20 protein-coding genes and 2 tRNA genes are annotated in these 22,858 nt (G+C 35.5%); 15 read left to right on the top strand and 7 right to left on the bottom strand.

Annotated elements, in window-relative coordinates; translation table 11 throughout:
* Positions 1 to 13: 13 nt before the first annotated feature.
* From DCC35_RS12280 to DCC35_RS12265, 4 genes are all read right to left on the bottom strand, one after another.
* Complete coding sequence (locus tag DCC35_RS12280) at positions 14 to 1,312, bottom strand: toxin-antitoxin system YwqK family antitoxin (RefSeq protein ID WP_137091079.1); 1,299 nt, start codon at positions 1,310 to 1,312, stop codon at positions 14 to 16.
* A gap of 77 nt (positions 1,313 to 1,389) precedes the next feature.
* Positions 1,390 to 2,568, bottom strand: a complete 1,179-nt coding sequence (locus tag DCC35_RS12275) for an acetyl-CoA C-acyltransferase (RefSeq protein ID WP_137091078.1) — start codon at positions 2,566 to 2,568, stop codon at positions 1,390 to 1,392.
* Positions 2,569 to 2,723: 155 nt separating this feature from the next.
* Complete coding sequence (locus DCC35_RS12270; RefSeq protein ID WP_137091077.1) at positions 2,724 to 3,596, bottom strand: tetratricopeptide repeat protein; 873 nt, start codon at positions 3,594 to 3,596, stop codon at positions 2,724 to 2,726.
* Positions 3,593 to 4,564, bottom strand: a complete 972-nt coding sequence (locus DCC35_RS12265) for a vWA domain-containing protein (protein ID WP_137091076.1) — start codon at positions 4,562 to 4,564, stop codon at positions 3,593 to 3,595. The genes DCC35_RS12270 and DCC35_RS12265 overlap by 4 nt, the downstream gene beginning before the upstream one ends.
* Before the next feature lie 208 nt (positions 4,565 to 4,772).
* On the opposite strand from DCC35_RS12265, the gene DCC35_RS12260 reads away from it, so the two are divergent.
* The 7 genes from DCC35_RS12260 to DCC35_RS12235 all read left to right on the top strand — a co-directional run bounded on the left by DCC35_RS12260 (position 4,773) and on the right by DCC35_RS12235 (position 11,565).
* Positions 4,773 to 4,859: transfer RNA gene (locus DCC35_RS12260), tRNA-Ser, on the top strand.
* A 20-nt stretch (positions 4,860 to 4,879) separates the two neighbouring features.
* A tRNA-Pro gene (locus DCC35_RS12255) sits at positions 4,880 to 4,954 on the top strand.
* A gap of 758 nt (positions 4,955 to 5,712) precedes the next feature.
* Positions 5,713 to 7,524, top strand: a complete 1,812-nt coding sequence (locus DCC35_RS20945; protein WP_217495829.1) for an RHS repeat domain-containing protein — start codon at positions 5,713 to 5,715, stop codon at positions 7,522 to 7,524.
* A gap of 135 nt (positions 7,525 to 7,659) precedes the next feature.
* The gene (locus DCC35_RS20940) at positions 7,660 to 8,565 is read left to right on the top strand and encodes an RHS repeat-associated core domain-containing protein (protein ID WP_217495828.1); all 906 of its coding nucleotides are present in this window, start codon (positions 7,660 to 7,662) and stop codon (positions 8,563 to 8,565) included.
* A 270-nt stretch (positions 8,566 to 8,835) separates the two neighbouring features.
* On the top strand, positions 8,836 to 9,336 hold the full coding sequence (locus tag DCC35_RS12245) for a hypothetical protein (protein WP_137091075.1): 501 nt from the start codon (positions 8,836 to 8,838) through the stop codon (positions 9,334 to 9,336).
* Between the two features lie 652 nt (positions 9,337 to 9,988).
* On the top strand, positions 9,989 to 11,164 hold the full coding sequence (locus DCC35_RS12240; protein ID WP_217495827.1) for an RHS repeat domain-containing protein: 1,176 nt from the start codon (positions 9,989 to 9,991) through the stop codon (positions 11,162 to 11,164).
* Positions 11,164 to 11,565: a hypothetical protein gene (locus tag DCC35_RS12235; protein ID WP_137091073.1), complete on the top strand. Its 402-nt coding sequence runs from the start codon at positions 11,164 to 11,166 to the stop codon at positions 11,563 to 11,565. The genes DCC35_RS12240 and DCC35_RS12235 overlap by 1 nt, the downstream gene beginning before the upstream one ends.
* Positions 11,566 to 12,990: 1,425 nt before the next feature.
* On the opposite strand, the gene DCC35_RS12230 is transcribed toward DCC35_RS12235, so the two are convergent.
* Both DCC35_RS12230 and DCC35_RS12220 read right to left on the bottom strand, forming a co-directional pair.
* On the bottom strand, positions 12,991 to 14,640 hold the full coding sequence (locus DCC35_RS12230; protein WP_137091072.1) for a dipeptidyl-peptidase 3 family protein: 1,650 nt from the start codon (positions 14,638 to 14,640) through the stop codon (positions 12,991 to 12,993).
* A gap of 132 nt (positions 14,641 to 14,772) precedes the next feature.
* Positions 14,773 to 15,387: a TetR/AcrR family transcriptional regulator gene (locus DCC35_RS12220; protein ID WP_137091071.1), complete on the bottom strand. Its 615-nt coding sequence runs from the start codon at positions 15,385 to 15,387 to the stop codon at positions 14,773 to 14,775.
* Positions 15,388 to 15,464: 77 nt separating this feature from the next.
* Between DCC35_RS12220 and DCC35_RS12215 the strand changes: the two genes are divergently transcribed.
* The 3 genes from DCC35_RS12215 (at position 15,465) to DCC35_RS12205 (ending at position 17,668) form a co-directional block, all read left to right on the top strand.
* Positions 15,465 to 16,403 carry a sensor histidine kinase gene (locus DCC35_RS12215; protein WP_137091070.1) on the top strand — a complete coding sequence of 313 codons (939 nt, stop codon included), beginning with the start codon at positions 15,465 to 15,467 and terminating at the stop codon, positions 16,401 to 16,403.
* 121 nt (positions 16,404 to 16,524) lie between these two features.
* Positions 16,525 to 17,103, top strand: coding sequence for a hypothetical protein (locus DCC35_RS12210; RefSeq protein WP_137091069.1), 579 nt, complete (start codon positions 16,525 to 16,527; stop codon positions 17,101 to 17,103).
* Between the two features lie 214 nt (positions 17,104 to 17,317).
* Entirely contained in the window at positions 17,318 to 17,668 is a 351-nt protein-coding gene (locus DCC35_RS12205; protein WP_137091068.1) for a C2 domain-containing protein, read from the top strand.
* A gap of 304 nt (positions 17,669 to 17,972) precedes the next feature.
* On the opposite strand, the gene DCC35_RS12200 is transcribed toward DCC35_RS12205, so the two are convergent.
* Positions 17,973 to 18,419: a DUF2267 domain-containing protein gene (locus tag DCC35_RS12200; protein ID WP_137091067.1), complete on the bottom strand. Its 447-nt coding sequence runs from the start codon at positions 18,417 to 18,419 to the stop codon at positions 17,973 to 17,975.
* Between the two features lie 368 nt (positions 18,420 to 18,787).
* Between DCC35_RS12200 and DCC35_RS12195 the strand changes: the two genes are divergently transcribed.
* The 5 genes from DCC35_RS12195 to DCC35_RS12175 all read left to right on the top strand — a co-directional run bounded on the left by DCC35_RS12195 (position 18,788) and on the right by DCC35_RS12175 (position 22,830).
* Positions 18,788 to 20,032, top strand: coding sequence for a sensor histidine kinase (locus DCC35_RS12195; RefSeq protein ID WP_137091066.1), 1,245 nt, complete (start codon positions 18,788 to 18,790; stop codon positions 20,030 to 20,032).
* Positions 20,033 to 20,334: 302 nt separating this feature from the next.
* Positions 20,335 to 21,000, top strand: coding sequence for an InlB B-repeat-containing protein (locus tag DCC35_RS12190; protein WP_175402809.1), 666 nt, complete (start codon positions 20,335 to 20,337; stop codon positions 20,998 to 21,000).
* 15 nt (positions 21,001 to 21,015) lie between these two features.
* Complete coding sequence (locus DCC35_RS12185) at positions 21,016 to 21,624, top strand: BspA family leucine-rich repeat surface protein (protein WP_137091064.1); 609 nt, start codon at positions 21,016 to 21,018, stop codon at positions 21,622 to 21,624.
* 283 nt (positions 21,625 to 21,907) lie between these two features.
* Positions 21,908 to 22,162 carry a hypothetical protein gene (locus tag DCC35_RS12180; protein WP_137091063.1) on the top strand — a complete coding sequence of 85 codons (255 nt, stop codon included), beginning with the start codon at positions 21,908 to 21,910 and terminating at the stop codon, positions 22,160 to 22,162.
* Between the two features lie 203 nt (positions 22,163 to 22,365).
* The gene (locus DCC35_RS12175; protein ID WP_137091062.1) at positions 22,366 to 22,830 is read left to right on the top strand and encodes a (2Fe-2S)-binding protein; all 465 of its coding nucleotides are present in this window, start codon (positions 22,366 to 22,368) and stop codon (positions 22,828 to 22,830) included.
* Positions 22,831 to 22,858: the final 28 nt, after the last annotated feature.

The raw sequence follows: 22,858 nt of genomic DNA, 5'->3' as shown, positions 1-22,858 counted from the left end.
CTAAATAATATTATTAGTCCAGTACTTTTTCTCCCTCCAGCAGGTTGCCTTCTTCATCGTAAAACTTCCAGTCACCAACTCGTTTATCGTCGTAATACTGACCTTTAGTTTTAAGCTGACCATTTTCATAATATTCTAGAAATGCCCCCTTTCTTTTACCAAGCTGGTATCCTACATTCATTCTTAATTGCTTATTCGGATACCATGCTGTGTATTCACCATGAAGAAAGCCGGTAGCATAATTAGCAACTGATTTTTTTTCACCATTTGTATAATATGTAGTCACTTTTCCGTGAGCTCTGCCATCAAGGTATGGGATCTCCTTGCTAAGTGTGCCATCTTCATAATAATATTTCCAGAGACCATTCTTCTCGCCTTCACGAATAAATTGCTTGTGTTTGACATTTCCATTGGCATAGTATTCAGTAATATCCTGGAACGCTTCACTGTTTTTATAAACTACTTCTCTCTCTAATGAACCATCCTCAAAATAATACTTTGCTGATCCCTGTCGGCTTCCTTTCTTGTATTCAAGTTCGTGCTTTAATTTACCAGAACCATAATAGGCTAAATTCGCACCATCCAGTAATCCATCTTTGAATTCACCTTTCATGATCAGTGCACCTTGCATGTTATAAGTCTTGAACTCTCCATGCCTGTTTCCATCAACCAGAAAACTTTCGGTTTCCAGCTGACCATTAGGGTAATAGGTTTTAAAGAAGCCAGTGAGATATCCATCTTCGTAATTAGCTTCTGTTTTTAATTGTCCGTTGCGATAGAACTGTTTTGATACACCGTTCTGTTTACCATCTTTATAAATAATTTCTTGTCTTACCGCTCCATTTTCATAGTATTGTTTTACACTGCCTTCGGGAGAGCCATTTTCGAACTGTGTTTCACTTTTAAGCACTCCTTCTTCAAGATATACAGCTACGCTACCAACGATATTTCCCATTACGTATTCACCTTCCTGGATCTTAACTCCATCCTGATCATAAATGCTAAAAGGTCCATGCCTTTGTCCTTCTTTGTAATTTATGATCCTCATTTTGGTTCCATCATCATAATAGGAAGTGAATTCCCCGTCACGCTTACCGTCAGTAAACGATCCCTCACCGGCAATTTGTCCACTGGGATAATAGGTGATATACGGCCCGTTCATCTTATTTTGATCAGGACCGATTACATAATATTCTTCCTTAATTTCACCATTACCATAACGAGTAATGACTTTTTTACCATAAGAATCCTGTGCCGATGTAGCGACAGTAGAAGTTAGAATAACAAAAAGTAATAGAATACGCTTATACATAGGGTAAATATACACTATAAATCATAAAAAAAGAGCCTTACGAATAACGCAAGGCTCTCAAATTTATTATTGGAAAATTACAATTTCTCAATTACCATTGCGCTGGCACCACCGCCACCGTTACAAATACCGACAGTACCGATTTTACCATCTTTTTGTTTTAGAACGGAAGTCAGTGTTGTAAGGATTCTCGCTCCTGAAGCTCCAAGTGGGTGACCTAATGAAACAGCTCCTCCAAACACATTTACTTTGTCTTCGCTAAGACCAAGTTTCATGTTGTTTGCAATCGCTACAGCAGAAAATGCTTCGTTGATCTCGAAGTAGTCAACATCTTCAATTTTCACACCTGCTCTTTCTAATGCAACAGGGATAGCTAGAGAAGGAGATGTAGTAAACCAGATCGGATCCTGAGCAGCATCACCAAAGCCTAATATTTTAGCAATTGGTTTAACTCCCAATTCTTCGGCTTTTTCTTTGCTCATTACTACTAAAGCAGAAGCACCATCATTAATTGTACTTGCGTTAGCAGCAGTTACTGTTCCTTCTTTATCGAATACAGGCCTTAAAGAAGGTATCTTTTCAAATTTCACATTCTTGTATTCCTCATCTTCAGTCATCATGATCGGATCACCTTTACGCTGAGGAATTTCTACCGGAACGATCTCTTCTTTGAAGTTTCCTTTTTCAGTGCTTTCTGCAGAGCGCTTATAACTCATCATTGCATATTCATCCTGCTGTTCGCGGGTAATACCCATTTCTTTTGCCGTATTATCAGCGCAATTTCCCATAGGGAAACCATTGTAAACTTCCCACAGACCATCGTGCATTAATCCGTCGATAACCTGGCCATGGCCGTATTTCATTCCCCATCTGGCTTTTGGCAGGTAATAAGGAATTGAAGACATGTTTTCCATACCACCGGCAACTACTACATCATTATGTCCAAGCATGATGCTTTGAGCAGCAAACATTACCGATTTAAGTCCGCTACTACATACTTTATTAACAGTAGTACAAGGTACGTCAGTTCCAATGCCTGCTCCAAGAGCTGCCTGTCTTGCAGGAGCCTGACCTAATCCGGCAGAGACTACATTACCCATAAATACTTCCTGTACCTTGTCCGCAGATACGCCGGCTTTATCCAGAGCTCCGTTAATCGCAATTGTGCCAAGTTTAGTAGCAGGAATGTTTGCTAATGTTCCGTTAAAGCTGCCTATTGGAGTTCTGACAGCGGATACGATATATACTTCTTTCATGAATATTATGGTTTATAAAAGGGGATTATCCTTAATAGATTAATGTTTGTTTATTCAGTTGCAACTTAATTAAATTGAAAATCAAATTCACGTCAGGGCGAACAAATGTTAGGGTTGACTATCATAAAAAAAGCCACAATTAAGTGGTTTTCGTATTACCAGTCTGGTTTATCGTCGTCTTTGTCTTTTGTGGACTTTCTTTGCATCTGCTTGAGATACTGAACTTCATTATTTTGCAGTGCCTGGAGAATCATCTGGGCTTTTTCCTCAGACATATTCATTTCCTTAAGCTTTTCACGAAGTTTTTTCATCTTCTCGAGTTTTTCCTTATCAGTCTCGTCATTTTGCTCCTGGTCTTCGTCGTCTTTTTCAGCCTTACCGTCGTTTTCCTGTTCTTTCTTTTGATCAGCTTTTTGATTTTCGGCTTTTTCCTGCTCTTCTTTCTTTGATTTATCTTCTTTTTCTTCGCCGCTTTTGTTTTTATTCTTATCGCCTTTTTGATCTTTGTCTTGTTGATCCTGCTTCTGCTGATCTTTGTTTTGTTGATCTTTATTCTGATCTTGCTTTTGTTGCTGCTTTTTCTTTTCGTCCTCTTCTTTCTTTTTCTTCATTGCCAGCTCAAAGTCATACCTGGCCTGTTCGTTATACGGATCAGCCAGCAAAGACTGTTTGTACATAGCTATAGCTGATTCGAGGTTTTTTTTGTGAAAAGAAATGCTGCCGGTTTGCTGATAGGCTATCGAACGAATCTTTTTATCCTTTGCATCTAACAGGTTTGAATAAGCTCCCTGTGCCTGGGTGGTGTCACCTGATTGCCAGTAGGAGTGAGCCAGGTTTAATAAAAGGCTTTCTTCCTTTACATTGAATGAATCTTTAAGGATGGTGAACTTTTCAATTGCCACTTCGTAGTTTTCATTCTTAAAAGCTTCTGTTGCCTCTTTTTTCAATTTATTAATCGTCGCAATATTATTTGCTGAGATCAAAGTGATTGAAAAAAATGATAATATCGTAAATAATAAAATTCTCATTTTAGTTGTAAAGTTTTTACCGGTACTAACATATCAAGTACGAATAGTCCCATTGCTATGGCCAGGAAGATCCAGTATTTATTTTGGTTCACATCGATAACTTTGGTTGCCTGAACCTGACCTTTTATCTCTTTAACGTCTTTGATCAGCTTATTGGTTTCATTCTTCTGAGCTGAGATCTCGTAATATTCTCCTCCTGTTTCATCAGCCAGGCTGATCAGGTCTTCCGGATTAAGTTTCGTGATCACCGGTTGTCCTTGCTTGTCTGCTTTATATGATCTTCCTTCAGGTATTCTGCTTCCCTGTCGGGTACCTATACCTAAAGTATAAAGAGAAATATCGCGATCTTTGATCTTTTTTACTGCTTCGTTCGTGTTTTCGCCAAAATCTTCACCGTCAGACATCAGGATTATGATTTTATTAGTTTCCTTTCCGGCCACCTGCTCGTTTTCCTCCATTTTGGATAGTGCCATTTCAAGGGGCGGACCAAAATTAGTTCCGGTTTCAGGCACGAGGCTGGTGGATAGTGTTTCGATATAAAGACTCAGAGCGGACTGGTCATAAGTAAGCGGGCACTGGATGAATGCTTCACCGGAGAAAATGATCAGGCTCATTCTGTCGCCACTAAATGCATCGACTATATCGATAAGCTCATGTTTTAGCTTTGAAAGCCTAGAGGGTTCGATGTCGTTGGCATTCATCGACTCAGAAAGATCAACACAGAAATAGACATCTTTTCCCACAGCTTGTATCTGATCTTTCGCCTGGCCAAATGACGGGCCCAGGAGAGCAACGATAAATAATGCGAAATAGACAGTACGCAGAATCGCTTTAAATGCAATGCCATAATAGGGGACACCCATTTTACGGGATATGACTGATACTCTGACTACATAGAGCAGATATAAGAAAATAAAAAGTCCGGCAAAAATGTAAACCGTATTATCAGGTTCGACGTACCAATTCATGTTATCACAATAATTTAGAAAACAAATATAACTAAGTGAGTGAAAGAGGGAAACCAGATCGGGGTTAAATGGTGTTAAAAACTTTTTTTATTTTTTTTGGTTGAGGGTTGAAGAAGTAAAAAAGTATCGTTTATATTTGCATCACTTTTAAACGAAAAGGCTGAACGAAGCCGGTAATTTAGAAGGTTAAGTAGTTAAGACAAAACCCGGAGAGGTGGGTGAGTGGCTTAAACCACATGTTTGCTAAACATGCGTACGGGAGACCGTACCGGGGGTTCGAATCCCCCTCTCTCCGCTGTTAGTTGTAAAAGACTACGGGGTGTAGCGTAGCCCGGTTATCGCGCCTCGTTTGGGACGAGGAGGTCGCAGGTTCGAATCCTGCCACCCCGACAATGAAAACCCAGCACTTTTGTGCTGGGTTTTGTTGTTTATAGCGGACTAGCAAAGCTCGCTTGAGCTAGGTTGCTATAAACAACAAAACCATTCCCGCGATAGCGGGATGGGTTTTCATTAGCACCGACCCAAAAATTAGGATCACCGAAGGTAATCCTGATATTTGTCTGAACTAGGATTAATAGGATGGAGGGATGATAGGAATACTTTATCAAAATGAAATTATATTTTCCAAAGATCATCTACATGTAAATCAATAATACGGTCCAAGCGAGACGCTTGAACCAGGGAGCAGAATTTATTAATGTTTAATCTGTTTCGTGGAGACACGAACCAGGGCGTCATCGGAGAAATGCCAAGCTTGCTTCAGCTTGACTGGCATAAACAACAAAACAATTCCGCGATAGCGGGATGGGTTTTCATTAGCACCGACCCAAAAATCAGGATCACCGGCAGGTAATCCTGCCAATTTATATAAACGGTCCAAGGGCGACGCTTGAACCAGGGGCAGTTGGTTAAAGATGATGCAAGATTATATGAGTCAAGCTCGCTTGAAATTGGGCAGTACAAGCAAAAAAAAATATCGCGATAGCGGGATGGGTTTTCATTAGCACCGACCCCATACCAGGATCACCGTCAGGTAATCCTGCCATAAATAAAAAGAATGTTTAATCTAAGTCACACCATCTACAACGGAATATGATGTACTAGGTAGAGCATTAAGATCCTATCTTCCGGATGGGGCTAAAACCGAAATGAAATACGGTTTTGGTGAAGATCGCCAGGGTCGAAAAATGTTTGAAACCATTACCATTGATCCAAATGGAATTCGAACTGCTCAATATACTGATATCAGAGAACGTGTCACGGCAGTTAAAAATGTAACAAGTGATGGAAGTGTCTGGACAAGCTTTGAGTACAATGCGATGAATGAGAAGATCGCCTCAATGGATGATCGTGAAAACAAAACATTGTACGAATACGACTGGTTTGGTCGTCGAATCAGCCGTGATCATCCGGATGCCGGTCTGACAACTTTTAGTTATGACATTGCAAGTAACTTAAGAGAAACAGTAACTGCTAACCTGAGAGAATCTGGTGGAGCAGTAACTTATGAATACGATTACAATCGTTTAGAAAAGATCATTTATCCGGAAAATCCGGAAAACAATGTGACTTATACCTATGGTGAGGCTGGAGCAGACAATAACCGTGCTGGTAGGGTAGTTCTTCAGGAAGATGCCTCCGGAGCACAGGAATTCTTCTACGGTCCACTAGGAGAGGTGATCAAGAATATTCGTACCGTAGTCATTTCAGGACACACCGAGCAAACCTATGTTACCGAGTGGGAGTATGACACCTGGAACAGATTAATGTCAATGACTTACCCTGACGGTGAGAAAGTAGAATATACTTATAATGCTGGTGGGTTACTTCGCAGCATGAAAGGGAAGAAGCAAGGGTACAAGTTCAACTACGTGGAGCAACTAGGCTATGATAAGTTTGGTCAGCGAGTATTCTTAGAATATGGTAACGGAACTAAGACTACCTATTCTTATGAAGAAGATCGTAGAAGACTGAAAAACATGAATACCAAGACCAGCCAGGGTCGCGACATGATGGATAATGTGTATGAATACGATAAGGTAAACAACATCCTTAGCCTGACAAACAGGGCAGCAGTTCCATCAAGTGACCTGATGGGTGGTTCATCAACATACTCATACGAATATGATGATCTGTATCGTTTAGTCTCTGCAGAAGGTAATTATACCGGAAGCAATGAAAAGCATCGATATAATCTGGAAATGGAATACAATACCGTTGGTGGAATCTTAAGAAAAAACCAGACCCACGAGCGCAGTGGTGGTGAAGGTAATAATTGGGTAACCCAAAAACGAACTACCTACGATATGACCTATGAGTATGGAAAAGAGCAGCCAAATGCTCCGGTACACATTGGTGACAAGTCATACCAGTACGATTTAAATGGAAACCTGACCGGCTGGACCCACGATGTCAGTGGACAGCGAAGAAACATAGTTTGGGATGAAGAAAACAGAATCCGCTCGATTATGGACAACGGAGCAATACATCACTACGTGTATGATGCATCCGGAACAAGAGTATTGAAAGGAAAAAGCCAGGGGCAGGCAGTCTACAAAGACGGTAGCCACAAATCAGGTTCCGGTAATATGGGTAACTTTACGGTATATGTAAATCCATATATCGTGTTAAGAAGCGGAAGTTATACAAAGCACTATTACATCGAAAGCCAGCGTATTGTAAGTAAGCTGGGAGGTGGTTATGATGATGCAATAGACAACCGAGCTGCTGGTGGAGACAAAGTAGACTACGGTGTTAAGAAAGGAAAAGTATGGGACGGCATTGTTAAGAACCTGAAATTCTTAGGCGAGAACAGAGAAATATTGACAGCCGGTAAAAGTGGTAAGATACCTCCAGGACAGCTTAACGGTAAAGGAGGAAGCGGTTCAGCCTCAGAACCATTCCAGTACTACTACCACCCGGATCATTGGAGGACCGAACGTTTAGAAAATCTCCTGTGAAGATTTTAGTGAGGGGCCAGGTTGTAGGGTGGGAGCTACATCACCGATGCAAGCGGAGAAGTATACCAGCATTTTGAAACCGAGGAACGAGGTTCGCGAACTCCTTAAAAAAATAAACACAACTGTGAGCAATACATGGCCTTCGGCGAAACCTTTGTAGAAGAACACAGCAACACAAATAGAACTCCATATTTGTTTAATGGTAAAGAGCTAGACGAAGAAACAGGGTTGTATTACTATGGAGCTAGGTATTATGATGCGCAGATTGGCATGTTTTTGGGTGTGGATCCGATGGCAGAACATAGATCATGGTTGTCACCATATAATTATGTTCAAAATAATCCTGTTGTAAGAATTGATCCTGATGGAGCATTTGACAGGTATTATAATGAAAATGGAGACTTCTTGTACGAGGATAATAAAGAAACTGATAACATAAGAATTTTAAAACAATCAGATTTTAATGATATTAAATTTATTCATGGAGAAGAAACGCTAAATGATAGGACTCAAACAAACTTAGCACTCCAAAAGGATTTAGATGAAAGAAGTGTAGGGATTAATGGATCAGGTATATCTGCAAAAGCAGCATCTAGAATATTTACATCAATATTAAAAAAATATGGTTACAATATTGATAAACTTTATAATCAACAAGTTTCGATTGACGGTGGACGTTCAATTTCAAGTGAAAATTATAATGATGGTTCTAAAATGAGATTTGGTCAAAATGCTTCAGGTCTCTATAAAGGTCAAATAAATCCAGAAACCGGAGAACCTTATGAATTTACAGGTAGTGCGTCAAATGGAACTATTAAAGTAACAGCAAATTATAGTCAAAAATACGGAACAAAACATTTAATTACAGTTTCAAACGTCATTAGTATTTTAGGTGTTCATGAGTTTAAAGGACACGCTAGCATGGGATTGAGTCATTTACCTGGAGATCATAAACAAATTTATATGATGCAGAAAAACCATCCGACATTTAATACTATAACCGCGAGTTATAGAGAAGATATTATAGACCATTTAAAATAATATGAAAAGATATTTACTAGTAATAGGGATTTTTATTGTCTCATTTCGTGTAATGAAAATAAGTCAAATAAAGAAATTTTTAATAAAAAATCATTAAATGGGTATTGGCAAGATAATACTTCAGAAGATTTCTTTGTTTTTGATGACACCTTAGTTTTATATAAAGAGTATTTTCCTTTTTCAAAGTGGGAATTAAAAGAAGATACCATTTATATTGAAACTCCATATTATAATAGTACAGGAGAGGTGATTTTAGATGTTTACCAAGTAATGAATATTAATTCGGATACACTCTTCTTAAAATCATTAGATAGTACAGCGAGTAAGCATTCACTATTATTAACCAGAATTGATAATTTAAGACAAAATAAATTCCCAAACTTCATATTAATAATTTCTTCATGTGCAAATGATCCTATATGTCAAGATTTAAAGTTTGAAATAAATTTAAATGACAAGGAGTTCAGAGTATATAATTTTGATGATTCAACTAGTAATATTTACAATATTGATGATCGTGAGAAATTAATCCTAAAGAACATGTTAAACCAAGTTAATTTTTCAAGCTCTAAAAAGAAATACATATCAAATTTTATTCATGCAAAATATTTTCATTTAAAACTTATTTCAGATGAAAATATTGAGTTTATATTTGATTCTGGGGATAATGTTCCAGGAATATTCACAAAAATAGCAACCTATTTATGGGCTACATATCAAATCAAAAATAATCCAACAAATTATCAAAAACCGCTAATGTCAGGAGGTTAACGATAGCGTAACTTCAGACTCCACTCAAGCGCGTTGTTTTTTCAACAAAACGCGTTCGGCAAAGTAACTTCGGCTAAATTGTCTGAATCAGCATTTACAACATTAATAAAGATTAACAAGCTGATCAAAATATAATATTGAAGCCTTCAGATTATCCTGGAGGCTTTTTTTTCAATCCGGACAAGAGTATTAAACCTGAAATATTCAAGAGAGAATCTATTCCGACTATAAAACTCTTTGAAAGAGCCTCTTAACACAAGTTTGTTGAATCACCATAGCGGTGTTATGCCTCATCAACATAAGTGTCTCTTTCTTAGTGTTTTAAAATCTCATCACGATTTCTATTGTATAATCCAGGTTAAAAGGCAAAAGCCAGGGACAGGCAGTCTACAAAGACGGTAGCCACAGAAGTGGCTCCGGAAATATGGAGGACTAAGCGTTAATAATATGTCCAGTGGACATATTTAGCGAAGGGCCAGATTGCAGGGCAGGTAAAAACAAATATTCTTTATTTATTATATCAGAAGCGGAAGTTATACCAAGCATTATTATATCGAAAGCCAGCGAATAGTAAGTAAGCTTGGTGGTGGTTATGATGATGCAATAGACAACCGTGTAGCTGGTGGAGACAAAATAGACTATGGCGCCAAGAATGGCAAAGTATGTGGAGGTCCGAGCGTTTAGAAAATGTCCAGTGAACATTTTTAGCGAGGAGCCGGAATGCAGGGCTGGTAAGAACCTGAAATTCTTAGGCGAGAACGGAGAGATCTTAACAGCCGGTAAAAGCGGTAAAATTCCTCCAGGCCAGCTTAATGGCAAAGGAGGAAATGGTGGTTCCGCCTCAGAACCATTCCAGTACTACTATCACCCGGATCATCTTGGTAGCTCTAGCTACATCACCGATGCAAGCGGAGAAGTATACCAGCACTTAGAGTATATGGCCTTCGGCGAAACCTTTGTTGAAGAACACAGCAATACAAATAGAACTCCATACTTGTTTAACGGCAAAGAGTTAGACGAAGAAACCGGGTTGTATTACTATGGGGCTAGATATAGCAATCCAAAATCAAGTATATGGATTTCAGTTGATGCATTATCTGATGAATATCCTAATGTGTCTCCTTATAGTTTACTAGGAAACAACCCTATAAATATGGTTGATAATGATGGTAATGCAGTAGGCCCGGCTCCCAATATAATTCCCATTATGACAGGTATAATTAAACATCCTTTTTCTAATAAGAGATCTGGGACATACAATTATGGGATTCAAGCTTATTGGCTTTTAAAAAGTCATCCAAGTGTTGGAAGTCTTTTAGAAAGGGCATCATATATACGAGGAGCAGATAACGTAAATAAAATAATAGGTAAAGGTAGACATCCCGCATACCCATTAACTAGTATATTAATCGATATTCCAATTAGTATGGAAAAGGGAGATATACTAAATGAAGCTTATAAAATAGACCGTGCTCAAGCAGAAAGAGACTTAGCAGGTGCAAGGATGAAAGAGGCTGATAATATATTAGGAAATATAGATCTAGCGGATGCGACCGGTGTATTTGATGCTAATTTGGATGATCAAACAAAAATTGATTTAACAAATTATGAAATGATTAAAAAATATGGGAATTCGAAAAATATGAGTGATTATAAAAATATCTTTAAAGGTGGTACATCTAAAGATTATCTTAAATTATTAGAACGATTATCTATTCAATTATCTTCAGATATGGATTCAAATAAAGCTAGAATAATCAATATTAATTTATTAGATGGACCTCCAATTGAATTATCTTTACCAGAAACAAAAAACTACTATTATTGATGAAAAAGATTCTAATCTTACAATTTATATTTACGATTTTAATTGGATGCGTGAATAAAAAAACAAATGCAAACGAGGATAAGAATAATAACATTTCAAAAGAAAGATTATTTTATTATCCAGATGATATTAGAACAAAATCTACATTTAATTTAGCAAGGAGATATAAATCTTATGAAGATTCATTAATAAATAAAAAAGGGTATTCGTCTAAAAAAGCTGAAGAAATAATTCAAGGGTTTATTGATGATGGATTAATTTTAGAACCAGAAATCACCTATTTTTCGGATGAAGGTATAGAAACAATTTCTCTAAAATATACAGAATTCAAGTATTACTATAAAATTTTAAATGATTCCATAGGAGATAAAGTTAATGATTCAGATTATTTGCAATATTAAGATTTTAAGCTTCCAGATTATTCTGGAAGCTTTTATAATGATTCATTTTGTTTTAAAGTTTTTAACTTTCTTCCAAATCAATTAACTTTTCTTTATCAAAAAACATCAAATTATAAGTGAGTAATTCGGTGAGTTAATATTTCAAATAGTTCGTAAGTCATTGAAAATAAACGGGTTTAAGGGTAGGGTTAAAATCCTGCCACCCCGACAATGAAAACCCAGCACAAAAGTGCTGGGTTTTGTTGTTTTAAGATCAAGCCAAGTTTTACTTGAGCTTGTGCTTAAAACAACAAAACAATTCCGCGATAGCGGGATGGGTTTTCATTAGCACCGACCCAATTTCAGGATCACCGAAGGTAATCCTGATATTTGTCTGAACTAGGATTAATAGGATGGAGGGATGATAGGAATACTTTATCAAAATGAAATTATATTTTCCAAAGATCATCTACATGTAAATCAATAATACGGTCCAAGCGAGACGCTTGAACCAGGGAGCAGAATTTATTAATGTTTAATCTGTTTCGTGGAGACACGAACCAGGGCGTCATCGGAGAAATGCCAAGCTTGCTTGAAATTGGAAAGTACAAGCAAAAAAAAATATCGCGATAGCGATAAGGTTTTCATTAGCACCGCCCCAAAACTCAGGATCACCGTTAGGTAATCCTGCCAATTTATCATTATAAATGGTCCAAGCGCGACGCTTGAACCAGGGGCAGTAGATTATGATGGATCAATATTATATGATACCAAGCTTGCTTGATCTTGACTGGCATAAACAACAAAACTAGCCCCCGATAGGGGGTGGGTTTTCATTAGCACCGACCCAAAAATCAGGATCACCGCCAGGTAATCCTGCTAATTTATCATTATAAACGGTCCAAGGGCGACGCTTGAACCAGGGGCAGTTGGTTAAAGATGATGCAAGATTATATGAGTCAAGCTCGCTTGAAATTGGGCAGTACAAGCAAAAAAAAATATATCGCGATAGCGGGATGGGTTTTCATTAGCACCGACCCAAAAACCAGGATCACCGAAGGTAATCCTGCCAATTTATATAAACGGTCCAAGCGCGACGCTTGAACCAGGGAGCAGAATTTATTAATGTTTAATCTGTTTCGTGGAGACACGAACCAGGGCATCGGAAGTTATCTTTATATGATAACCTAAAACCGTATAGCAAATCCAGCAATAAGGCTTCAGGATTGCAAATTCTGAAGAGCATCTATATATCGGTGATTTTCATTTTTTAAAGCAGCTTCATAAGAGAAAGAAGCTATTCGACATTTGTAATGTGGAACAGTTATCATAGGATCTGTGATCCGAATTAAAATAAATGGGAACAAGAACATCTTTATTCTTGGCATTTGATAAAAAAAGCCAGCATAAATGAATATGCTGGCTTTTCAATAATAATTTTACGCTCTAAATACCCAGAACATCTGTTCCCTGGTTGAATCTGATATCCACTGGTATCCCAGCTTCTGTTACTTTATCCAATGCGTCTTGTAATTCAGGACTTATGCTTCCTTTTTCTTCAAAAAGAACTGTGACTCCTTCATAATCACCATCACCCTGAAGAGTTAATATCTTTTCTGAAAGTGAATTCATTGCTTTCTGGAAATTCTCGAAGTTCACCGAGTATTGACCGGTTTCTTCATCGTAATTAAACGCATCCATTTCCTGGAAGTAATTAAATCGAATCATATTCGCCTGGCCATGCGCACTTGATGCACCGAATCTTACAGATCGAAATATTCCTGCCATGAAGGTAACATAGTAGTCCATTAATTCTCCTTCGATCTCTCCCTTTTCATGCAACTTTGTCACCATGTATAAGCCAAGAATATCTGCTTTTCCTTCTTCTATAGCTGAACCCTTTTCTTTCAGTGCTGCTCTCACTGTGCCTTTTCCGTCGATGGTATTCTTAATGCCTAATCCATGTGCAACTTCATGAAACATAGTATTCGCAAAAAACGCATCGAAAGTAATGTGTTTTCTCTGATCCTCACTTACCAGCTCTTCAGAAATTGGCACTAAGATCTTATCAAACTTAGCTTTCATTGCATTTTTAAGCTGTAAACGCCTTGACCCTTTCTTTAATTGAACACGCTCATCATTTGGCAGGTTAATCGCAATAGTCTTACTTCCTGCATTACAATCTCCAGCATAATATATGACATCATAAGCATTTAGCTGAGATGAGGTACCCGGCATTTCTTTTTTATATTCATCAGCAACCGGTAATCCTTCTTGTAATTCAGGTAAAAATGAAGCGAACTTTTCTAATCTTTCACTCCACTTTTTATCTTTTATTAAGATGTATGCTTCGTGTGCAGAGCGATAGTTGTAAAGTTTATCTTCATAATTTTCAATAGGACCGATAACAACATCGATTGTATTATCCTTCATATCCATCCAGGCCATGTCTGACTCCAGGTAATTATCATCTAAAAGTGCTTCAGCACGTAATGTCAGATATTTTTTAAGTCCCTCTTCTTCAGCTAATTCGGCAGCCTGACGCAATAGTTCCGCGGCCCTGGCAACTTCTTCTTCAAAAGCAACATGATACGGCTCTAAATATAATTCTCCATTTTCATCTCTTCTAACAAAAGAATACTGACCATCCTTGTTGGGTTCATCCCATTGCTCGAACTCTTCTTTAGTCATATCTTCAGGATAGAATTGAGCTCCTGCAGGTTTGGGACCAACACCTTCGATAAATGGTTTGTCATTATTTAAACGTTCCCATGGACCGTAATTGATTTCAGCATAGGCCTGTTCGGCCTCAGTCAGACCATCCATTAATTCTTCTTTATTGCCGTAAGCTTCTCTCCAAAATAGCTTATCCATAATTTGAGATGCCTCAATCAGTAAAGGAATCATCTTTTTCTCATTTTCACTTAGATCTGACAGATCCGTTGTCAGAGTTACCTTGGCAAAATCGTTTACTTTCTTTTGTATCGGACCTACTTTGGTAGTATCTGAGGTATTTTCTGTCTGATCTTGTGTGTCAGATTGAGAACCACAAGCAAGGAGACCAAGCAATAATCCGGTATAGAGTAGTTTTTTCATGTTTAATGTTGTTTAAAAAGTTCTATCCTGAAAAATACATTAAAAAAAGTCTTGAATCAATTGAAAAAAATCTCCAGACTAAATTCAGAATGAAAACAGGTTTGTTTGTGGGAAAAATAAACAGTTTACATATTATTTAATATTTATGTATTTACTGAAATTTTCATCCAGATATTTCACCCCTTTAATAGAAGAAATTCCATATAAGAAATTTTCTGTTAATTCCGCATAAGCTTTACTGGCTCTAAGTTCATAAGCAGGGAATATTTGAGAGGATAAAGATTTCATAGATAATTCTATAAGGTATTTGGAAAGAATATCAGAATTTATGTTTTCCCTGAAAAAACCTTCATTTTTTCCTTTTTCTAGTGTTTTAATAAACCAAATTGAAAGTGTTTCCTGAAAAAATATTTCTATTAAAGTATATATATCCGGCTCATACTTCTTAAGATCGTCAGTCATTCCCGGATATAGATTTTGAAGATGCCGACTATAAATAAAGCCCTTAAATTTCAATAATTTTTCAATTGATAAAATATCTTGTTTATCGATTTCATTAATAAATTGTTGGTCAATTAGTATCCCTTGTTCAACCATGTTTTTAATGATTAAAGTCTTATTGGGATAGTGCTGATAGAGGGTTTTTGTGGAACACCCTAATTCTCTGGCTATCCTTCCCATAGAAATAGCCCTGAATCCATATATAGTAAATAACTCGATTGCTTTATTAAGTATTCTGTTTTTCATTGATATAAAATTATGGAAAATATATTAGTTTTTATATTTTCTTGTTAATTTTGTCTCTGTTTTTGTAAAAAAAGATAATGAAAAATAAAATCTTCAGGATTTTACTACTGATAGTAATATTCCTACTGATTACTTCTGTAATCGCATTTTTGTTCATAGATCGTAAATATGATCTATTTGGATTATCTGATTTTTTGGATACTGAAAGAATGGTTAGTGTCTTGATAGTGATATTTTTTGTCTTTGGAAGCCTTTTTGTTTGCTGTTTTTTTAAAATCAGAAAGAACAAAGTATTTAATCAAAGTCTGGAAAGACTAAATAAAGCAAACGATGATAAAAGTAGGTTGATAAATATTTTATCTCACGATATCCGGGAACCAATTAAAACCTTTGAAACTATTTTAAATGCCAGTGAAAAAGGATATATAAATAAATCTGAGTTTATCAATCACTCTAAATATGTAAAAGAAAGACTTGGGCCTGTCCAGGTTATGGTCGATGAATTATTGTATTGGTCAATGGATCAATTAGGAGGTCTAAAGAGCAACCCTTTTCCAGTAAATATTGAACGGGAAATTGACCAAATTTTATTTCAATTAGAACAAACTTATAAGGATAAAAGGATTAAGATTATCAAAAATTTTGAAAGTAAAAATGCCTACCTTGATCCGAACCATTTTAAGATAATCATGAGAAATATTATTCATAATTCGATTAAATATTCTCGAGAAAATTCAATTGTACATATTAACAGTCAAATTGAAGGTAATAAGGTTAACATATCTGTATTAGATTTCGGTCAGGGAATGACTGAGGATCAAATTCAAAAGATTTTCAATCGGGATGTATCGTTTGATACTGTTGGTACTGATGGTGAAGTTGGTAAAGGTGTTGGACTGGCTTTTTGTATGCATTTGTTAAAAATGAATAATGGGCAAGTAAAAATAAATAGCAGGAAAGGGGAGGGGACTAATTTTCGGATCTATTTTCCCATAAGGCCTGGACAAGTTGATTAATAAAATAACAAATAATCGGATGTAAAATCATCTCATATTTTCTCTTTAGATAAGAAATCATTTATTTTAGCCCCTGAAAGTAATCAACTAATGAATAACTAAAACTTTAATCACTAAGAAAATGAGATTTTTTAAACAATTATCTATAGCCTCTCTGATAATTCTTTTATCAATTACCGGCTGTAAAGATCCTAAAGAGGATCCTGCACCTAATAATGTTAATCGGGGAGAATCGTCATTTGACGGTAATAATTACCATATGACATCTGGTCTTATTGAAAACTTTGGTACTGATTCTAATCCCAGTTCAGGGTTAAATTTTGAAGGAAACTGGATGGATCTTAGAATTATTTCAGAAGGGCTTCATTTCACACAAGGTAGTGGTAAGAAATATCTAGAAGGTACAGGGTTTGCTCTTTATTTAGAAATGTTTTCTTCATCAGATAATGGAATTGCCCCTGGTGATTATACTCTAAACCATGAAAACTTTGTTCCAACGGGCTATTATCACTACGGAGAAGTCCAGGTATTAATTAATGGACAATTTATACACTATTCCAACTTATATAGCGGTACAGCAAAGGTTACAAGGAATGGTGGGGAATATGAAATATCATTCGAGGGATTGAATATAGATAAAAAGCCAATTACGGTATATTATAAAGGGGAATTGGATTTTATAGATTATACTACCAATTGAAAGATTATATCTAATAAATTCATTTCTTATCCACAATTTTATAAGCTTTCAGTAGTAAACTGAAGGCTTTTTTTACAATTTTTTTATCAATATAAAACGCTTATTTTATTCCTCACATCACAAAATCCAGGTGGAGATTCCTGAATTACATATAATTATTTACATCATTAAATATTATTAATATTCTTACTAAATTTATAGTAAGGATAAGGTCATGGATGATAAACTAAATATTCGGTTGGATTTAATCAGAAAGGATAACAAAGAACCGTTAAGCGGTGATGACTATCGTGTTGAGTTTTATGATGAAGATTTAATCAAAGATGATTTTCTTGGTGAAACCGGATTAGATAATTTCGGTCATGCCTCAATAAGTATCTATAGAAAAAAGTTTAGATCTCTGGATTCCCCTGCTGAAAAGGACCCTGACATTTTTTTTAAGGTTTATAAAAGCGAAAAGGAAATTTATAAAAGTCCGGTGTTTAAAAACATCAAAGTTAAAGAAGTGTCAAATTATTCAGCTTCCGGTGGGTTGGATGTCGATTTGGGTACTTTTATGATCTGATTAAATCCTATTTCTTCCAGTCATGCTAATATCCGGAATGTAAAAAGCATTTTTTAAAAATACAGGCCTTTTTTTGTTGAAAACTAAACTATTAAATAAAGCACAATAATATTGATAGTATAGGCATGGGATATCATTCGGAAAATGATATATATTATATGGCAATTCCGTTCCTAGTGTAATCCCTTTTCGATACGATGTCTTTTTTTACATCGATGAATCCAAAGCACTTCACCCATTACATATTGAGTCGGACGGAAATCAAATGCCTGAAGCTTTCCCCTGGGGAAAGTAAATGTCCATTTTAACTTTTAACGGGTTCTTTTCCAAAAAGAGGATGTAAATCTCCAGGTATCGTTAAAAGGATATCCTCAAATTCCCCCTGAGACACATGTTTTTGTAAAATTTTTAGTACAGCTTTCACAGCGTTTTCACCATCCTTAGCAGTTTGGATATCATGGTGGGCCACTGGTCTGTCCTCATGGATTACTTTCCTGACAAAATCCTTGATCGTCTTAATGCGTTCAGGTTTGTTGTTGTATTTCCATCCGTCTACGTACATAGCTTTTAAAACAAATGGTAATTGAGCCAGTAGATGAAAGGATTCTTCCACTGTTAATCTTTCCCGAAGAGTATGCAACGTAGATCTAAGCAATCGGGCTGATAGATCAGAATTTTCGGGAGGCCCAAATTCTGATGCTATTTCGTTTAAAATTCGGTTTCCTTTAGAAGCATATTTATCAAAATTCATATTATAATATTTTTATTTTTTTAAATCAGTTTCTAGATTTTAGTCAATATAATGGTGTTTTTAAACTTAAAGACTTGAACGGAATTTCTCTTTAATGAATCTTTTATATGAATTCATTTTTCTATTAGGATTTTAATTTATTATATCGGTAAAGTATTTGGTTGTCAGGTTTTTATCAATGATTTCGGTCAGATGAAAGAATAATGAAAATCAGAAGCAATACTTGGCCGATCGATGATTTTATTGCCAAAATGGATTTTTAACCAAAATCGAATTAAAGAAGACCAAATTCACTATAAAAGTAGGTTTAATAGCGAATATAAAGAGATAAAGTATTAAATTCCAAGGAGCCGAATTTTCAGAGATTCATGTTATCTGTTATTATAAAGCAAAGTGTAAATGGAATTGAAGATCAATTTGAACGAACCCGAATTGTTGCCACTATTTATATATCATTAATTCTGATCATTCTATGCTTTTTGCTATTTGTTAGCTGCCTGATATATGAAATATATGATATGGCATTACTGAATGCCATTATCGTAATAATTAGTTTACTCACTATCTATTTATGCAGCACTCATAAAGGTGCATTAGCAAAATTTATATTATTAGCTACCTTGTTGCCTTTGGTTGTAATCGGTATTCAGTTAGCTTTTAATGACCAAAGATTTACAGACACTGAGAATTTTTTATTTGTAGTAATGGTGGTAGCTGTTTTTCTTTTAGACGGCAAAGCTGAAAAGATTGTTTGCTTCGTCTCAGTAATATTTTTTATATATTTTAAACATATAAAATACACACTGCAACCAGAGGATTATAATAGCCCGGAATTTTTATTAATCATTAATTCTATAGGAGTCATTTTGATATCCTATTTGGTGATGATTCTGTTAAAAAAATTACTGGAGGCAATCATAATCAAGCTCAATAAGGCAAATGAAGAAAAAAACCGATTGATTAATATTATCTCTCATGATGTTAGAGGACCCATAGGAAGCTTTGAATCACTATTGAATGCCTTTCTCAAGGGATACATAACGAAAGAAGAATTTCTGGAAAATTCAAAGACAATTAAAACCAAGCTTGTTCCATTAAAGAACATGATAGATGAGCTATTGTATTGGTCTTTACACCAACTGAAAGGTTTAAAATGTAATCCATCTCAGATTAATGTTGATAAAGAGATTGATAACCTAATCGATCAATTAAAATTTGACGTTTCATCCAAGAATATAAAAATAGAAAAAGAAGTCCTGGGAAGAAATGTATTTATGGATCCAAATCATTTTAAGATTATTATCAGAAACATAATCCATAATTCAATCAAATATTCACCAGAGCATTCGACAATAAAGATAAGGTCAATAGAAAACGGATCTAAAGCTATAATAACAGTAACTGATGAGGGTAGGGGAATGACCGAAGAACAGATACATAAAATTTTGAACCAGGAAATATCTTTTGATACCACAGGAACCAAAGGAGAGGAAGGGAAAGGGGTAGGACTTACATTTTGTCTTCATCTATTGAAATTAAATAATGGTGGGGTTAATATTTATAGTTCAATTAATAAAGGGACAATTTTTGAGATTGATTTGCCTAATAATTAATTACGAGTTTTCAAAATTCATTTGGATCGGATTTAAATCAAATAGGGAATCAATTATTTGTTTGTTAACTATTTTATGAGGTTAGAACACTCTGTGAAAATTCAAATAGCTGTAATTTTTAATGGACTTATTTTTTGCCTTATAAAGATTAAGCATTACATTTGGCAGCATATTTTTTAAAAGGATATCTATCAACCAAAGTAAAATAAAATCAAAAGCAATAAGGCGATATGATTAATGTGTCTATTCGCTGCTATTGCCTATTCATATTCAACTATATAAAAACCAAAACAAACACTTTAATGAACAAGTATTACATTTTTTTATTTGCCCTTATTTTGGGCGTATCGAGCTGTAAAGAAGATGAGGTAGTTACTTCTTATAATTTAACGACACAAATAGAAGGTTCCGGATCCGTTTCACCAGCAACAGCAAATGTTAAAGCAGGAGAAACCATTGAGGTGACTGCTATTTCTGATGAGGGATTTGAATTTGAAAGTTGGTCAGGCGACCTTGTTTCTACAGACAATCCACTGTCTATTAAAATGGACAATGATTACAATATTACTGCTAATTTTAAATCAAAAACAAATTCTTTTACATTAATAACTCAGGTTCAAGGTCCTGGTTCTGTTACACCTGAAACAAAAAAAGTCGTAGAAGGAGAAACCATTGAGGTTATTGCAACTCCTGAAGAAGGGTATGAATTTGAAGGCTGGACAGGAGATATTATTTCAACTGATAATCCCTTGTTGGTAAAAATGGATAAGAATATTAAAATAACTGCTACTTTCATTGATAAAACTATTGATTCTGATGGAGATAGTGTGCCTGATTATTTAGATCAATGTGAGAATACAGAAGCTGGGTTAACAGTTGATGAAAATGGTTGTGCTAAAATGATACAATTAGCTGAAAACGGAGTCACTCTTTATTGCATGCCTACAGCAGAAATCGGGGAAAAATAGGAGTATCAAGGTCAAATGTATGAAATAGTAGATAATACCCTCCTTAAAACCAGAGTTAGGTATAGTTCAGGACCTCTACGAGTAATCACAACATTTGTTACGAGTATGAGATCTCTTTTTCAAGACAATAATGATTTTAATCAATATATAGCCAATTGGGATGTTAGTAATGTTACAGATATGAGTTTAATGTTTTCTGAGGCTGTTTCATTCAATCAAGATTTAAATTATTGGGACGTCAGCAATGTAACCAATATGGGAGCTATGTTTAATATGGCTGAATCTTTTAATGGAAATATATCTTCATGGGATGTTAGCAACGTAGAAAATATGGGATATATGTTTACACAAGCTATTGAATTTAATGGTGACATTTCAAATTGGAACGTTGAAAAAGTAAAAAGTATGATTTCTATGTTTCAATTGGCTAAAGCTTTCAATCAAGATTTATCTAAATGGAATGTAGGAAATGTTACTAATATGACTAAAATGTTTTATGCTGCATTTATGTTCAACCAAGATTTGTCATCATGGAATGTTGGTAATGTAAATACCTGTGTGCTTTTTTCGGATAATGCATCTAGTTGGTCTCTACCTAAGCCAAATCTTACCTGTGAGCAGTAAAAATAATCACAGAATATTTTATTAGTGAGTATTTTGATTAATTAAAACAAAATTTTAAAACCCGAAGGAGTTTATCTTCTTCGGTTTTTTTATAACTGTAAAATAGACCCAATATAATAGTGGATAATGCAACCAATTTTAGATTTGGTATTATAAAGAATTAGAAAACTCTAAATATACCCAAACAGGATTATTTACAAATGCCATCCTGATAAGTGAATTTATTGTTACATAAGGGCTAATCAGTATTCTAATCTAAAATTATTAACTAAATCTTACTATCATGCCACACTATGCTCAAGGGACAACCGGATGGACTAAACTTAAAGGATACCAGGCTTTATGGGATCCAAAGATTGATCTTGGTAAATATTATTTTACCACTTTTCAGGGTAAAGGAGAAGAGACACCTTATATGACTGCAGAAAATTTTGCCAGGGTTATTGATATTTTGCGAAATGAAAAACCTGTTTATGGAAATTCAACTACTGGTTCTGTTACCACAGCGACAGAAGAAAAAGGAGAGGAAGAAACTTAAAAAAAGCCTTTATGTTCGTATAGTAAAAGCGCAAGAACTTTCTTGCGCTTTCTTATTGATTTTTTTAAGCATGTGGATACATATAATTGCATTATTAGTGTTAAAAGTCTCTTTATAATTTTTTAACACTTTAATGCTTACTATATAGAGTCTTCAATCGGATATAATAAATTATTTTATTAATTTATAAAAAATCGTAATCCATGGCAGAATTCAATATTAATATTAATGGAAAGGACCTTACTGTTGATGCAGATCCTAATACTCCTCTACTTTGGGTTTTAAGGGATCACTTAAAACTCGTAGGGACTAAATATGGATGTGGAATTGCTCAATGTGGAGCATGTACTGTTCATATGGATGGAAGTGCAGTAAGATCCTGTCAGTTACCTATATCTACAGTTGCGAATAATGAAATTGTAACGATTGAAGGCCTTTCTGAAAAAGGAGATCACCCTGTGCAAAAAGCCTGGCTGGAACACGATGTTCCACAATGTGGTTATTGCCAGGCGGGACAGATAATGACTGCTACTGCTTTATTAAAGCGTAACCCTAATCCGAGTGATAAAGACATAGAAAATGCGATGTATGGTAATATATGTCGTTGTGGGACTTATACTCGTATAAAAGCTGCAATAAAAACCGCCGCTAAATCTCAATCAGCATAATTGTCAGTTTATTTTAACCCCATGAAAG

Source organism: Mangrovivirga cuniculi (genome assembly GCF_005166025.1).
GTDB lineage: Bacteria > Bacteroidota > Bacteroidia > Cytophagales > Cyclobacteriaceae > Mangrovivirga > Mangrovivirga cuniculi.
Note: the sequence above shows the minus strand (reverse complement) of the source record. Positions and strands in the feature narration are given on the sequence as shown.

What these genes read in the sequence shown, in the direction of transcription:
- DCC35_RS12185 (WP_137091064.1), top strand. Translation starts at nt 21,016, where the DNA reads ATGTATGAAATAGTAGATAATACCCTCCTTAAAACCAGAGTTAGGTAT.
- DCC35_RS12270 (WP_137091077.1), bottom strand. Translation starts at nt 3,596, where the DNA reads ATGAGAATTTTATTATTTACGATATTATCATTTTTTTCAATCACTTTG.
- DCC35_RS12220 (WP_137091071.1), bottom strand. Translation starts at nt 15,387, where the DNA reads ATGAAAAACAGAATACTTAATAAAGCAATCGAGTTATTTACTATATAT.
- DCC35_RS12215 (WP_137091070.1), top strand. Translation starts at nt 15,465, where the DNA reads ATGAAAAATAAAATCTTCAGGATTTTACTACTGATAGTAATATTCCTA.
- DCC35_RS12195 (WP_137091066.1), top strand. Translation starts at nt 18,788, where the DNA reads ATGTTATCTGTTATTATAAAGCAAAGTGTAAATGGAATTGAAGATCAA.
- DCC35_RS12210 (WP_137091069.1), top strand. Translation starts at nt 16,525, where the DNA reads ATGAGATTTTTTAAACAATTATCTATAGCCTCTCTGATAATTCTTTTA.
- DCC35_RS12190 (WP_175402809.1), top strand. Translation starts at nt 20,335, where the DNA reads ATGAACAAGTATTACATTTTTTTATTTGCCCTTATTTTGGGCGTATCG.
- DCC35_RS12205 (WP_137091068.1), top strand. Translation starts at nt 17,318, where the DNA reads ATGGATGATAAACTAAATATTCGGTTGGATTTAATCAGAAAGGATAAC.
- DCC35_RS12275 (WP_137091078.1), bottom strand. Translation starts at nt 2,568, where the DNA reads ATGAAAGAAGTATATATCGTATCCGCTGTCAGAACTCCAATAGGCAGC.
- DCC35_RS12265 (WP_137091076.1), bottom strand. Translation starts at nt 4,564, where the DNA reads ATGAATTGGTACGTCGAACCTGATAATACGGTTTACATTTTTGCCGGA.
- DCC35_RS12175 (WP_137091062.1), top strand. Translation starts at nt 22,366, where the DNA reads ATGGCAGAATTCAATATTAATATTAATGGAAAGGACCTTACTGTTGAT.
- DCC35_RS12240 (WP_217495827.1), top strand. Translation starts at nt 9,989, where the DNA reads ATGGCAAAGTATGTGGAGGTCCGAGCGTTTAGAAAATGTCCAGTGAAC.
- DCC35_RS12280 (WP_137091079.1), bottom strand. Translation starts at nt 1,312, where the DNA reads ATGTATAAGCGTATTCTATTACTTTTTGTTATTCTAACTTCTACTGTC.
- DCC35_RS12245 (WP_137091075.1), top strand. Translation starts at nt 8,836, where the DNA reads ATGAATATTAATTCGGATACACTCTTCTTAAAATCATTAGATAGTACA.
- DCC35_RS12230 (WP_137091072.1), bottom strand. Translation starts at nt 14,640, where the DNA reads ATGAAAAAACTACTCTATACCGGATTATTGCTTGGTCTCCTTGCTTGT.
- DCC35_RS20940 (WP_217495828.1), top strand. Translation starts at nt 7,660, where the DNA reads ATGGCCTTCGGCGAAACCTTTGTAGAAGAACACAGCAACACAAATAGA.
- DCC35_RS12235 (WP_137091073.1), top strand. Translation starts at nt 11,164, where the DNA reads ATGAAAAAGATTCTAATCTTACAATTTATATTTACGATTTTAATTGGA.
- DCC35_RS12180 (WP_137091063.1), top strand. Translation starts at nt 21,908, where the DNA reads ATGCCACACTATGCTCAAGGGACAACCGGATGGACTAAACTTAAAGGA.
- DCC35_RS12200 (WP_137091067.1), bottom strand. Translation starts at nt 18,419, where the DNA reads ATGAATTTTGATAAATATGCTTCTAAAGGAAACCGAATTTTAAACGAA.
- DCC35_RS20945 (WP_217495829.1), top strand. Translation starts at nt 5,713, where the DNA reads ATGAAATACGGTTTTGGTGAAGATCGCCAGGGTCGAAAAATGTTTGAA.